Origin of the sequence: Pseudomonas panipatensis, from assembly GCF_900099785.1 — a bacterium.
GTDB lineage: Bacteria > Pseudomonadota > Gammaproteobacteria > Pseudomonadales > Pseudomonadaceae > Pseudomonas > Pseudomonas panipatensis.
The window spans coordinates 1-12,709 of record NZ_FNDS01000014.1; the positions used below are offsets into that span (position 1 = coordinate 1).

Here is a 12,709-nt window from a genome sequence, read left to right on the forward strand (position 1 = left end):
GCGGAGATGGGATGCGCTGGATGGCCCGCTCGGTCATAGCGGCTCGACGCCCCATGTGAACTGGCTGGCGGAGAAAGAGCGGATCAAACAGTTGTGCTGGTGGGATGAGGCCGCCGAGAGAGTGGGACTGCCGGCACATGGGCAGGTGTTTCATATGCATCCGATTGGGTTGGTTGGGTGTTTTTCGGAAAAACCACCACTAATTGATGTCGATGCATTTATCGCAATTTACTCTCGGGAGCACGTAGCATTTGCGCCAAACACTCCACCACTTTCAACTCTTTCAAAAGATAATCTCCGGAATATTATTTTAGAGATAAATAGGTGCTATAAAGAAAACTACGATAAGGCTAACCTCCTCGAGATTGCCTACATGCTTGCGACAGTTAGGCATGAGGCGAATCAGTTTAATGATGGAGAGTATTTCAGTTCAAGGCCGGAGTTTGGGTCTTTGTCGTATTTTAATAAATATGATCCAGTTTTGGCGGATTCTTCAGATGCTAGGGAGAACGCAAGATTTAATGGGAATACTCAAGAGGGGGATGGGTATAAATATAGAGGTCGGGGATGTGTTCACTTAACTTGGAAGAATAATTATTTGAAGGCTTCAAGGCGGTTCTCTATTGATTTTATTTCGAATCCTGATCTTGCTTCTGAGTATAGGTATTCTGTTCCAATCATGATATGGGGGATGACAGAGGGGGTTTTTACAGGGAGGAAATTATCTGATTATATAAATTCTGGAGGGGTGGATTATCTTCATGCAAGAAAGATCATTAACGGTATGGATAAAAGTTCATTGATCGCGGGCTATGCACTTAGGTTTGAAAGTATTCTGAAGGTATCTTCTGTTTTGGTGATGGATTTTTAGTTTATGAGGCTCTTCATATTGATGGTCGCTGTGTTTATGGCTGTACTTGGGGGGAGGGTGGCTGCTGAAGAAGTAAGACGAGGAAGTGAGCCTGGTAGTATTGTCTATTCGGGAAAAGCCTATTTAGATGTTGTTGGGAGTAAAGATGGTTTTTATCGGCGACTAACAAGTATTAACGGAACGCCCGCATTATTCTCGGGTGGAAGAGATTTGCTTTACTTTTCATTGAAACTTTCAGGTGGGATGCTGTTAGTTGATTGTGCTTATATTGAATCACGCAATGAGTATAACGGTGTGAGAGTTTCTGCTGGTGTCTGCGGGCTTGAGCGTCCTTTGGATTCAGAATATAACGATATAATTTATGAGTACTCTGATCGATGGATGGGGGGTGTGTTTTCATTTGGTACGGATCGAGTGATTAAAGATAAAAAGCCAACTAGCTTTTTGCTGGGTGAGATAGGAGGTGTGAGTGTCTATAACAGATACTCTACGGTGGGGGATTTAGAAAGCGCCACTCCTGAAACTTATGTGAAGAGTGATGGCGGTTGTTATAGCTTTGGAAAGGCTGAAGTGTTCTTGATTTTTATGAAGGGGGATGAGTTAAGCCCTCATTATCTCGATGTTCGTCTGTCTGCCGATCCTATTGAGCTTAAAAGGCTAAAGGAGAATGACTTGATGAAATTGGCGGTAGGGAAGTGCATGTAATAAAGGTTATCCGAAGAAGGTGATGACTTATACCTATGCAGGTATTGAATGGGGGCAGTCTTGATCTAAATTTAATGGTTGATTATGTAGATGTCATTGGCTGGTTGGTTAGTGGTGGAGGAAATGGTCTGTCCGAGAGGCGTAGCTACGTTAGTGAGCCGAAGAGGATCATGGATTATGAGTCAGGCAGTCCGGATAAAAGAAGCTAGGGGTTCGCAAGTTATTTCTTTATTAGTTTTGATTGTGCTTGCTTTGTATTGGCAGGGAGGTATGGCTGGGAGTGCTCCTGCGGCAGAAAAATCTTCAGCCGACTCAGGAGTACGAGGGGCGTCTAATGGTTCAGTCGATGAGTTGGATCTAGAGAAGTATTTGAGCGACGACGGCTATGTAGCCTTTGATGTAGATATTGATGGTGACGGAGTTCTCGATAAGGTAATTAGCAGTGCACCAAACTCAGGAAATGAGTTGATTTTTTTTAAGCAAGGGCCGAAGGGGCCAAAAAAGGTTCTGACTACGATAAATCTAACAGAGGATGGTGGCCGAGTTCTCGATAGAGTGAGTCAAGAGTTTCCTGTTCCTCCGTCAAAGGATTTAATGTCCATTAGAACTTATTTTTCGAAGGAGGATAATTCAGCGATTTACTATATTTCATTTTTGAGCGGCAGGTGGATGTTGACTCGCGCTATATATGAGGTTTCCGATTGGAGAGAGAGTTCGGCTAAAGCTTATTTGTGTGAGGTTGCGCAGAATATTTCAATGCGGTCGCTGCTCATGGATGGGGTAAGAGTTAAGCAAGCACCTGAACATCCTGCCAAAAGTCGTGCATGTAAAGAGAAATCTGCCGCGCAAGATAGTGGGGTGCAATAACCCTCAATGAGCAGATGTGTGTATGTCAATTTCCATTCGTGAATAAAATTATATTGGGCAGGGTTGTGGATGTAGAAGGGGAAAAGACTGGATGTGCTCTTGAAAGATGAATTTTTAGGGGTGATAAAAGACAGTGACATGGTGCTGGCTCAAAGTGGAGGCTATGAGAAGGAATGAGTCGGACAATTCTAATGCTGTAACTCCCGGTTATGCGGATTGCAATCGGCTAGTGAGGTCGTGTTTGACTGAGCGGCCTTTAAGGAAATTCCGAAAATTATCCGAAATATTCTGCGCTATGGCAGAAAGGTTAGGAAAATAGGCGCCTCTATTTTGCGCTTTCTGATCGCTTTTTACGTCACGCCATAAATGGCCAGGGACAATTTTCAGTGAAGAAATAAGTCTCTCTTGTTCTGGGCGGTTGCCAGTTCTTATCAGGATGAAAAGATGAAAGGCATTATCCGAATCGGCGATAAAACCACCGGCGGCGGCACTGTGCTGTCCGGCTCGGAAACGATGAAATTTCACGGTATCGGTGCGGCCCGGCTGGGTGATCCGGTGAGTTGTGCGAAGCCGGGACACGGTCGCACGGTGATCGCCGAAGGTCATCCGACGTTCAAGGACCACGGCATTCCGGTGGCGTTTCATGGTCACCGTTGCGCTTGCGGTTGTGTGCTGCTGACCTCGCTGCCGGAGGCGGGCGCGAGCTAGCCATGGTGGTCAGACTGGACAACATTCCCCTACCCGCGCAGGAGCTGGACCCGCCGAGGGTCTGGCTGTGGATTCTGCTGCTGCCGGTGTCGTTGCTGCTGGGCCTGGGCTTGACCTTGTGGCTGGGTCGCGACGCATTGGCCCAGTCGTCGGTGCGCTTCTGGCTGCTGGCACTTGGGGCGCCATTCCTACTCTGGTGCGTGCTGGGCTTTGTGCGGGCACTGCTGTACCTCACTGAGCAGAGTGTGGCCGATGGCTGGAATGCCGCGCGCGAGGCGGAGCTGGTGCAGAAGATGCGCCAGGGGCGGCGTTCGCAGCAGGTGTTGGCGGTCAGTCTGCATACCGCGTTGCGTGACCCGGAAGCGCAGGACGGCTGGGCGCAGTTGCTTGCCTTGCAGGGCGATAGGGCAGCGCTGCGCTCGCAGACGTCGGGGGAGCGCTCGGCGCGGCAAAGCCGTTTGCCGCGCCAGAGCAATGAAGAGCAGCCCGAACAGTTGTTGCTGCGGGTGCTGTCGGCGCTGCTGGCGGACCTGGCGACGCCATTGGCGGCGCTACCGGCGGACAGGCCACTGGCGCTGTTGCTGGAGATGCACAGTTCTCTGTGCGAACCCACGCTGCAGCGGGTTTGGCAGCAAGCCTGGCAGGCCTCGGGTATTCGTCAGACGGCAACGCTCGTCGAGGGGCGCGGGCTATCCGTCATGGATCGGTGGCTGGATCAGCGCATCGATGAGCAGGCGCTGTTGCTGGTGGTGGCGCTGCAACTCGCCCCCGCTGACGCGCGCGGGACCGCTGAAGCGGCGGTGGGCCTGCTGTTCGGCAACCGCCTGACGCAAAGCACACTGGCACCGCTGGCTTATCTGCACCGACCCGAGCCGGCAGCGGGCGCTGAGGATGTGCTCTATGCCACACGCCAGGCCCTGGATTGGGTGCCGCTGGAGGCGGTGTCGATCGGCCGTGCGTGGATGGTGGGTGGTGACGCCGAGCGTGCCAAGGCGATCACGACGGCCGTGAATGAAATACCGCTGCTGGTGACGCACCAGCAAAACCTGCATGACCTGGACAGCTGCCTGGGCCGGCCGGGCGGGGCGGCGCCGTGGGTGGGCATTGCCGCCGCGGTGGAGTCGATCCGCGACAAGGCGGAGCCGCAGTTGATCTTCAGTGGGGATAGCGCCGCCGCGTGGCTGTGGTGCTCGGTGGCCATGCCGGTGGCGCCTTCTTCGAATAGGGATATCTGATGCACAGTCGTCGTTCGATGTGGTTGTGGGTTCTGCTCGGCCTGGTGCTGCTGCTCGGGGCGGGTATCTGCCTGTGGGTCTGGTGGCGACCGACCTCGTTGGGCATTCGGCCGGGTAGCGCGGAGCAAGACGCCTGGTGGCTGGTGACGGCGGGTCTGATGTTCGCGGCGCTGGCTCTGCTGGGTGGCTATCAATTGTTGGGCAGCCGGTCGGGGCTCTCGTCCTATCGGCGGCAGCGCGGCGACGATCAGGCCAAGCCTGTGCCTTCCTCCAGTGCGCAAGACAAGGAGGGCTCTTCTATAACTGCCAAGCTGCACCATCACCTGCGCGAGCACTACGGCTACTTCTGGCGCCGCAAGGTGCGCGTGTTGCTGCTGGTGGGCGAGAGCGAGCAGATCGAGGCGCTGGCGCCGGGCCTGGTCGAGGCGCAATGGCTGGAGGGGCAGGGTGCACTGTTGCTGTGCGGCGGCAGTGTGCGGGGCGAGTTGAGTCAGCCGCTGATCGCGCAGTGGCGCGGGCTGAGCCGCCGGCCGCTGGATGGCATCGTCTGGGCGCTGAGCCGGGAGCAGAGCGCCGACGTCGCGTCGATGCGTGCGGGCGTGCGTCACTTGCAGCGCCTGGCCCGGGCGCTGGGGTGGCTGGCGCCGCTACACCTGTGGCAGGTCTGCGCCAGCGAATGGCCGCAGACCAGGCGACCCACGCAAGCGGTGGGCTGCCTATTGCCGTCGCCCGTCACGGCGGCGCAGTTGGAGGGCTCCCTGGGCCGCTTGCTGGAGCCCTTGCGCCGGCAAGGCCTGGCGCAGATAGAAGCCGAGCGCGGCCATGACTTCCTGCTGCGCCTGTCCCGCGACCTGCAGGCCGAGGGCATCGCGCGCTGGCGCCAGGCGCTCACGCCGTTGCTGGGCGAGTTCGTCCGTGGCCTGCCGTTGCGCGGTCTCTGGTTCAGCCTGCCGTTGCCCGCCGGGCAGGGCGGCGCGGCGCACGATTGGCAGGCGGACCCGGCCTGGCATGGCGTACTGGATGCCCCGTCGGCCGATGGCCGCCGCCTGGGCTGGAGTTTCTCCCGCGTTGGCTATGCGCTGCTGCTGGGGCTGGCGGCCTTGTGGGGAGCGGGGTTGCTGCTGTCGTTCGTCAGCAACCGTGCGCAGATCGCCCAGGTGCAGAGCGCGCTGACGGTCCTGCAGCAGCCGGGCGAGGGGGATAGCCAACTGCGCGCGCTGCACGAACTGGTGCGCGAACTGGGGCGCCTGGATTACCGCGCCGAACACGGCGTGCCCTGGTACCAGCGCTTTGCCTTGAACACCAACGACGCCCTGCTGGGCGCGCTCTGGCCGCGCTATATCCAGGCCAACCAGCGGCTGCTGCGCGACCCGGCGGCGGCCAAGTTGCGCGAACGACTGCGTGCCCTGGTGAACCTGCCCGCGGACAGCCCCGAGCGCGCCGAGCAGGCCCGCAGCGGTTACGACCAGCTCAAGGCCTACCTGATGATGGCGCGTCCGGAGAAAACCGACGCCGCCTTCCTGGCCAATACCCTGGGCCGCGCCGAGCCGCTGCGCGAGGGATTCTCGCCGGGCCTCTGGCAAGGCCTGTCGCCGAGTCTCTGGCAGTTCTACGCGGAGCACCTGGCGACGCATCCGGAGTGGCGCATCGAGTTCGACCCGACGCTGGTCGCCCAGGCGCGGCAGGTGCTGCTCGGCGAGCTTGGCCAGCGCAATGCCGAGTCCAGCCTGTACCAGAAGGTGCTGGAGGCGGCGGCCAACAACTACCCGGCGTTGGGCCTGCAACAGATGGTCGGCGACACCGATGCCCTGGCGCTGTTCTCCAGCGGCGAGACGGTCGCCGGCGTGTTCACCCGCCAGGCCTGGGAAGGCCAGGTGCGCCAGGCCATCGACGAGATCGCCGAGGCGCGGCGCGAGGAGATCGACTGGGTGCTCAGCGACAACCATAGCGACATCGCCGACGAGCTGACCCCGGAGGTCCTCAGGCAACGCCTGGTCGAGCGCTACTTTCAGGACTACGGCAGCGCCTGGCTGGGTTTCCTCAACAGCCTGCGCTGGCGCCAGGCTGCCAGCCTGGCCGAGGTGATCGACCAGTTGACCCTGATGAGCGACATCCGCCAGTCGCCGTTGATTGCCCTGATGAACACCCTGGCCTACCAGGGCCAGGCCGGCGCCCGTAGCCAGGCGCTGAGCGACTCGCTGATGAAATCCGCACAGAAGCTGGTGGCCCAGGACAAGGCCCCGGCGATCGACCAGCGGGCGAGTGGCCCGAGCAGCCCCCTGGATGCCACCTTCGGCCCGTTGCTGGCCTTGCTCGGCAAGGGCGCCGAGGCGACGGCGGGCAATGATGGCCTGAGCCTGCAAGCCTTCCTCACTCGCGTGACGCGCGTGCGCCTGAAGCTGCAACAGGTGAGCAACGCCGCGGACCCGCAGGAAATGACCCAGGCCCTGGCGCAAACGGTGTTCCAGGGCAAGAGCGTCGATCTCACCGACACCCAGTCATACGGCAGTCTGATCGCCGCCAGCCTGGGCGCGGAATGGGGCGGGGTGGGCCAGACCCTGTTCGTGCAGCCGCTGGACCAGGCCTGGCAAAAGGTCCTGCAACCCTCGGCGGCGAGCCTCAACAGCCAGTGGCAGCGGGCGATCGTCAGCAACTGGGACAGCGCCTTCGCCGGCCGCTACCCCTTCGCCACTACCGCCAGCGATGCCTCGTTGCCGATGCTGGGGCAGATGATCCGTGCCGACTCCGGGCGCATCGAGCAATTCCTGCAACGCCAGTTGGGAGGCGTGCTGCGCAAGGAAGGCAACCGCTGGGTGGCGGACGCCAGCCACAGCCAGGGCCTGCGCTTCAACCCGGAATTCCTGGCTGCGATCAACCAGCTCAGCCAATTGGCCGATGTGCTCTACACCGATGGCGGCATGGGCCTGAGCTTCGAGTTGCAGGCCAAGCCGGTGCGCGACGTGGTGCAAACCACCTTCGTGCTCAACGGCGAGAAACAGCAGTACTTCAATCAGGTGGAAAGCTGGCAACGCTTCGCTTGGCCGGGGCGCAGCGACCATCCGGGCGCCAGCCTGAGCTGGACCAGCATCAAGGCCGGCGAGCGGCTGTTCGGCGACTACGAAGGCACCTGGGGTCTGATCCGCCTGCTTGAGCAGGCGCAAATCACCCCGCTGGACGACGGCGATACCCGCTACCGCATGGTACTGAAGGCGCCCGACGGCTTGAACCTGACCTGGCACCTGCGCACCGAACTGGGTGCCGGGCCGCTGGCGCTGCTCAAGCTGCGTGGCTTCAGGCTGCCCGCGCAGATATTCCTCGACGAGGGCAGACAAGCGATGCCATTTGCACAGAGCGAGGGCATGCAATGAGCTTGCCCGCGTTGATCGCCAATTGCCTGGGCAACCGCGATGCCCTGTCCCTCGCCCGCGAGCAGGCGCTGCGCTGGCAGGCCTGGCTGAAGCCCATCAGCGCCGACTCGCCGGCAGGCGCGGACCCCGGTTACGACGACGACTTCCAGCGCCTGCGCGAGGAGGTCAACAAGCTGTCCGGCGCGGACGCCGAGCGGGTCGTGCAACTGGCGGAAAAGCTCCTCACCCAGACCTGCAAGGACTTGCGCGTGGGCACCTACTACCTGTGGGCGCGTTTGCAGAAGGACGGTGAAGCCGGCTTGGCCGACGGGCTGAACCTGCTGGCCGCGCTGGTCGAGCGTTTCGCCGGACAGGTGCTGCCGGCGCGTGCCAATAGCCGGCGAATGGCGCTGGAATGGCTGGCCAGCGGCAAGGTGCTGGACAGCCTGTCGCTGTACCCGGAGGTGGTGAAGGGCGAGGCCGAACGCACGGTGGCGGCGCTGGCCTGGCTGGAGCATGGCTTGAGCGCCTGGCCGGCGGATCAGCGTCCGGCGCTGGGGGCGCTGTATGCCGCGCTGTCCAGCCGGCTGGCGCAGTCCGGCGGAGTGGATGCGCTGGTGCCGCAGCACAGCGCCAGTCACGAGCCGCATGCCCAGTCGGCCGTGCCCGCGGCCGCGGCGATCAAGTCCGGGCGCGATCTACTGGACAGCGGCAGGGCCCTGGCCGCTTATCTGCGCGAGCAGCCCCAGGGCTGGCTGGCGGCTCACCGGCTGATGAAGAGCCTGCGCTGGGACACCGTGCATCAGGCACCGCCCCAGGAGGCCAGCGGCAACACCCGCCTGGCGCCGCCGCGCGGCGACTATCGGGTGCAGCTCAAGCGGCTGTACCTGCAACAGAGCTGGAGCGAGTTGCTCGACCAGGTCGAGCGGGTGTACGCCGAGGGCGTGAATCATTTCTGGCTGGATCTGCAGTGGTACCTGTACCAGGCGCTGAGCAAGCGCCCCGCGCCACAGGATGCCTGGGCCGATATCGTCAAGCGCGACCTGGGCATGTTCCTCGATCGCCTGCCCGGCCTGGAGGCGCTGTGCTGGAGCGACGGCAGCGCGTTCGCCGACGAGACCACGCGCGAGTGGATCGCCCAGCACGTCAGCGGCAACCGCCCCATGCAATGGCTGCCCGCGCAGACGCCCGCGCCGGCGGTGGAGGACGCCGACATCCTCGCGCTGGAGAGCGAAGCCCTGGCGCAGGCCGACAGCGACGGCGTGGAAGCGGCGCTGGGCTGGTTGGCGATGCGTCCCGACGTGCGCAGCGGGCGGCAGCGCTGGCTGCTGCGCCTGCTGATGGCGCGCGTGGCCGAGCAATACGGCAAGAGCGATCTGGCCATGCACCTGCTGGGCGAGCTGGACGCCCTGGCGCAGCGCCAGGTCCTGGCCGAGTGGGAGCCCGAGTTGAGCTTCGAGGTCAAGGCCCGCCTGCTCAAACTGCTGCGCCTGAAAGCCCAGCGCAACGATGCGGACAAAACGACCCTGGCCCGGCGCATGGAAGCGCTGCTGGCCAGCCTGGTGGCCATCGACCCGGTACGCGCCGCAGTGCTCTGCGGCTGAGCCTCATTCATCAGGATGCTTTCTGTGACCATGGACAATCTGACCCTGCGTTATTTCGATGCCGAGATGCGTTACCTGCGCGAGGCCGGCAAGGAGTTCGCCGAAGCCTTTCCCGACCGTGCGGCGCAGCTCAACCTGGACAAACCGGGGGCGCGCGACCCCTATGTGGAAAGGCTGTTCGAGGGCTTCGCTTTCCTCATGGGGCGCTTGCGCGAAAAGCTCGACGATGACCTGCCGGAGCTGACCGAGGGGCTGGTGAGCCTGCTCTGGCCGCACTACTTGCGGACCATTCCATCGCTGTCGGTCATCGAGCTGGTGCCCGACCTCGCGCAGATGAAACGCAGCGAACCGATCGGCGCGGGCTTCGAGGTGCTGTCGCAGCCCATCGGCCCCTCGCGCACCCGCTGCCGCTACACCACCACGCAGGACCTGATGCTGCGGCCGCTCGCCCTGGACTCGTTGCGCCGCGTCCATGAGCCGGACGGTCGCTCGGTGTTGCGTTTGCGCTTCGCCTGCGGCCCGTTGACCGACTGGAGCGAGATCGACCTCAGTCGCATACCGCTGTACCTGAATGCCGACGCGGCGTTGGCCAGTGCGCTCCATCAGGCGCTGACCCTGCAGGCGCAGGCGCTCTACGTGCGCCTGCCGGGGCAGCCGGAGCGGCAGCCGCTGGACGGCTATTTCGCGCCCAAGGGCTTCGCCGACGAGGATCGCCTGTGGCCAAAGGGCGACAGCGCCTTCAGCGGCTATCAGTTGCTGCTGGAGTACTTCAGCTTCCGCGAGAAGTTCATGTTCGTGACCCTGTGCGGGCTGGAGCAACTGAGCATGGCCCCGGGCACGCCCTGGTTCGAACTGGACGTGGTGCTTCGCGAGCAGTGGCCCCCCGAGTTCGAACCGAGCAGCGAGCACCTGCGCCTGCATGCAGTGCCGGTGATCAACCTGTTCCCGCTGGAGGCCGACCCGCTGACCCTGGCGCCCCTGCAAACCGACTACCTGCTGCGCCCCATGCGCCTGCAGGACGGTCATACCGAAATCTATTCGGTGGACCGGGTCACCGCCTCGAAGAATGCCGAGCGGCAGGAGTATGTGCCGTTCACCAGCTTCCGTCACAAGGGCGGCATGCTGCGCGACGAGGCGCCCGAGCGCTATTTCCACACGCGCCTGAAGCGCGGCGCCAACGGCCTGCACGATACCTGGCTGATCCTCGGCGGCGAGGGCTTCGACAAGGATCGGCTGCAGGCCAGCGAAAGCCTGTCGCTGCGCCTGACCGGCACCAACGGACAGCTACCGCGCAAGGCGCTGCAAAGCACCCTGCTGGATACCCTGGTGCAATCCACCCAGGCAGGGTTGCGGGTACGCAACCTGTGCGCGCCGACCTTGCCCTGCTATCCGCCGAACCGTGACCGTTTCCACTGGCGGGTGCTCAGCCACCTGGGGTCGAACTTCCTGCCGATGCTGGATAACGCCGAGGTGCTGCGCGGCACTTTGGCGCTGTACGACTGGACCGGCAGCGAGCTGAACCGCCGTCGCCAGGCGGCGATCGTCGACGTCAGCCATCACCTGATCCAGCGCTTCGAGAAAGGCTTCCTGCTGCGCGGGGTGGATATCGAAGTCACCCTGGACGCCAACGGTTTCTCCGGCGAGGGCGACATCAGCCTGTTCGGCGAGATGCTCAACCGCTTCTTCGCCCTGTACGCCGACATCCACCTGTTCAACCAGCTCACGCTGATCCTGCAACCCTCTGGTAAGTGCCTGCGATGGAACGAGAACCACAGTCAGCGTATTCCCGGCTGAAGGCCAGCGGGTTGCTGGAGGCGCTGCGCGAGCGGGTCTCCGAAGCCAATCTGTACCGCTTCTGCCAGTTGCTGGAGCAGGCCCTGCCGAATCATCCGCCGTTGGGCAGCACCTCGCGCCCGGCGGACGATCCGGTGCGTTTCCGGCCCGATCCGGGCATGGGCTTTCCCGCCGGCGAGTTGAAGTCCATCGAAACCGACGAGGAGCAGCCGCACCGTCCGGCCTCGGTACGCACCCGCCTGCTCGGCTTGTATGGGGTCGACTCGCCGTTGCCGACCGCGTATCTGGACGATATCGCCCAGCGCCGCGAAGGCCACGAAGCGCTGGAAGCCTTCCTCGACATCTTCAACCACCGGATCTTCACCCAGTTCTATCGCATCTGGCGCAAGTACTCGTACCCCGCCTCCTTCGAGGCGGGTGGCGCCGATGCGACCTCGCAATGCCTGCTGGGGCTGATCGGCCTGGGCATTCCCGGCACCGCCGAGCAGGTCGCCACGCCGGTGTCGCGCTTTCTCGCGCTGCTCGGCGTGATGCGCCTGCCGACCCGCAATGCCGAAGGCATCGTCGCCCTGGTCAAGCTGCTGGCACCCAATACCCAGGCCCGGGTGACTCCCCACTGGCCGCAGACGATTCCACTGGCGCAGCCGGCCAGGCTGTCGACGCGCCAGCCGGTGAGTCTGTCCCAGGGCACGCCGCTGGGCGGCGTCGGCCGTGACGCCAACAGCCAACTGCGGCTGGCGCTGTTCAGCGAAGACGCCGAGGAGGCGCGTGGCTGGTTGCCGGGCGGCCAACTGCACACGGACCTGCTGGTGCTGCTGCGGGTGTACCTGGGCTGGCGTTGCACCGCCAAGCTGCAATTGTCGTTGCCGATACGCAGCCTGCCGCCGCCGATTCTGGGGCAGGCGCCGGTGCTACTGGGCATGACCGGCCTGCTCGGGCTGGGGGGGGCGACCTGGCAGGCCGCGGAGCAGGCCACCGTCACGATCAACCTGGGCCGCTACCAAGGCCTGAAGAACAACCCAAGGGACAGGGAGATACACGATGTCGCGTACCGTTTTTAAGTCACTGGCGCTGGCAGCGCTCGGCGCCTGGCTCGGCGGCTGCGGGCTGACCCAGACGGTGACGGACGCCAGCACCTCCACCGCCAAGGCGATTTTCTACAAGCAGGTGAAGACCCTGCACCTGGACTTCAGCGGCCGCGCGGCGATGAACACCGATGCGACGGACATGAGCGCGCTATCCGTGCCGACGCTGGTGCGCGTCTATCAGTTGCGCGATGGCAAGGCGCTGGAAAAGGCCACCTACGAAGCGTTGCTGGGCGATGGCAATGCTGTGCTGGGCGCCGACCTGCTCGACGAGCGAGCCGTGGTGGTCAAGCCGGGCGAGGGCGCGCAACTGAATGTGCCGATGGACAAGGCCGCGCAGTTCGTCGCGGTGGTCGCCTTGTTCCGCCAGCCGGATACCCAGAAGAACAACTGGCGCCTGCTGCTCGGCCGCGATGACCTGGACCCGGACCGGGCGCGGGTGATCGAGCTGGGCGACAACCAACTGACCCTGCGGCCCCTGGCGAAGGAGTGA

At 62.4% G+C, this 12,709-nt stretch carries 9 protein-coding genes and 1 pseudogene; all 10 read left to right on the top strand.

Translation table 11 applies throughout. The features are described from left to right. Positions 1-871: pseudogene (locus BLQ74_RS24170) on the top strand (hypothetical protein); the annotation flags it as partial. A gap of 3 nt (positions 872-874) precedes the next feature. Then, positions 875-1,576 (top strand): hypothetical protein, encoded by a 702-nt coding sequence (locus BLQ74_RS27230; protein ID WP_139199120.1) that lies wholly within the window; start codon positions 875-877, stop codon positions 1,574-1,576. 177 nt (positions 1,577-1,753) lie between these two features. Further along, positions 1,754-2,443 (top strand): hypothetical protein, encoded by a 690-nt coding sequence (locus tag BLQ74_RS27235; protein WP_139199121.1) that lies wholly within the window; start codon positions 1,754-1,756, stop codon positions 2,441-2,443. A gap of 444 nt (positions 2,444-2,887) precedes the next feature. Next, complete coding sequence (locus BLQ74_RS24175; protein ID WP_090267685.1) at positions 2,888-3,151, top strand: PAAR domain-containing protein; 264 nt, start codon at positions 2,888-2,890, stop codon at positions 3,149-3,151. Between the two features lie 2 nt (positions 3,152-3,153). Beyond that, positions 3,154-4,386, top strand: a complete 1,233-nt coding sequence (locus BLQ74_RS24180; protein ID WP_090267687.1) for a hypothetical protein — start codon at positions 3,154-3,156, stop codon at positions 4,384-4,386. After that, complete coding sequence (locus BLQ74_RS24185) at positions 4,386-7,754, top strand: ImcF-related family protein (protein ID WP_090267689.1); 3,369 nt, start codon at positions 4,386-4,388, stop codon at positions 7,752-7,754. Before BLQ74_RS24180 ends, BLQ74_RS24185 begins: the two co-directional genes overlap by 1 nt. Beyond that, positions 7,751-9,337, top strand: a complete 1,587-nt coding sequence (gene tssA / locus BLQ74_RS24190; RefSeq protein WP_090267691.1) for a type VI secretion system protein TssA — start codon at positions 7,751-7,753, stop codon at positions 9,335-9,337. The genes BLQ74_RS24185 and tssA overlap by 4 nt, the downstream gene beginning before the upstream one ends. A 24-nt stretch (positions 9,338-9,361) precedes the next feature. After that, positions 9,362-11,131: a type VI secretion system baseplate subunit TssF gene (gene tssF / locus BLQ74_RS24195; RefSeq protein ID WP_090267693.1), complete on the top strand. Its 1,770-nt coding sequence runs from the start codon at positions 9,362-9,364 to the stop codon at positions 11,129-11,131. Beyond that, entirely contained in the window at positions 11,095-12,192 is a 1,098-nt protein-coding gene (gene tssG / locus BLQ74_RS24200; protein WP_090267695.1) for a type VI secretion system baseplate subunit TssG, read from the top strand. Before tssF ends, tssG begins: the two co-directional genes overlap by 37 nt. Further along, positions 12,173-12,709, top strand: a complete 537-nt coding sequence (tssJ, locus tag BLQ74_RS24205; protein ID WP_090267697.1) for a type VI secretion system lipoprotein TssJ — start codon at positions 12,173-12,175, stop codon at positions 12,707-12,709. Before tssG ends, tssJ begins: the two co-directional genes overlap by 20 nt.

What these genes read in the sequence shown, in the direction of transcription:
- BLQ74_RS27230 (WP_139199120.1), top strand. Translation starts at nt 875, where the DNA reads ATGAGGCTCTTCATATTGATGGTCGCTGTGTTTATGGCTGTACTTGGG.
- BLQ74_RS27235 (WP_139199121.1), top strand. Translation starts at nt 1,754, where the DNA reads ATGAGTCAGGCAGTCCGGATAAAAGAAGCTAGGGGTTCGCAAGTTATT.
- BLQ74_RS24175 (WP_090267685.1), top strand. Translation starts at nt 2,888, where the DNA reads ATGAAAGGCATTATCCGAATCGGCGATAAAACCACCGGCGGCGGCACT.
- BLQ74_RS24180 (WP_090267687.1), top strand. Translation starts at nt 3,154, where the DNA reads ATGGTGGTCAGACTGGACAACATTCCCCTACCCGCGCAGGAGCTGGAC.
- BLQ74_RS24185 (WP_090267689.1), top strand. Translation starts at nt 4,386, where the DNA reads ATGCACAGTCGTCGTTCGATGTGGTTGTGGGTTCTGCTCGGCCTGGTG.
- tssA (WP_090267691.1), top strand. Translation starts at nt 7,751, where the DNA reads ATGAGCTTGCCCGCGTTGATCGCCAATTGCCTGGGCAACCGCGATGCC.
- tssG (WP_090267695.1), top strand. Translation starts at nt 11,095, where the DNA reads ATGGAACGAGAACCACAGTCAGCGTATTCCCGGCTGAAGGCCAGCGGG.
- tssJ (WP_090267697.1), top strand. Translation starts at nt 12,173, where the DNA reads ATGTCGCGTACCGTTTTTAAGTCACTGGCGCTGGCAGCGCTCGGCGCC.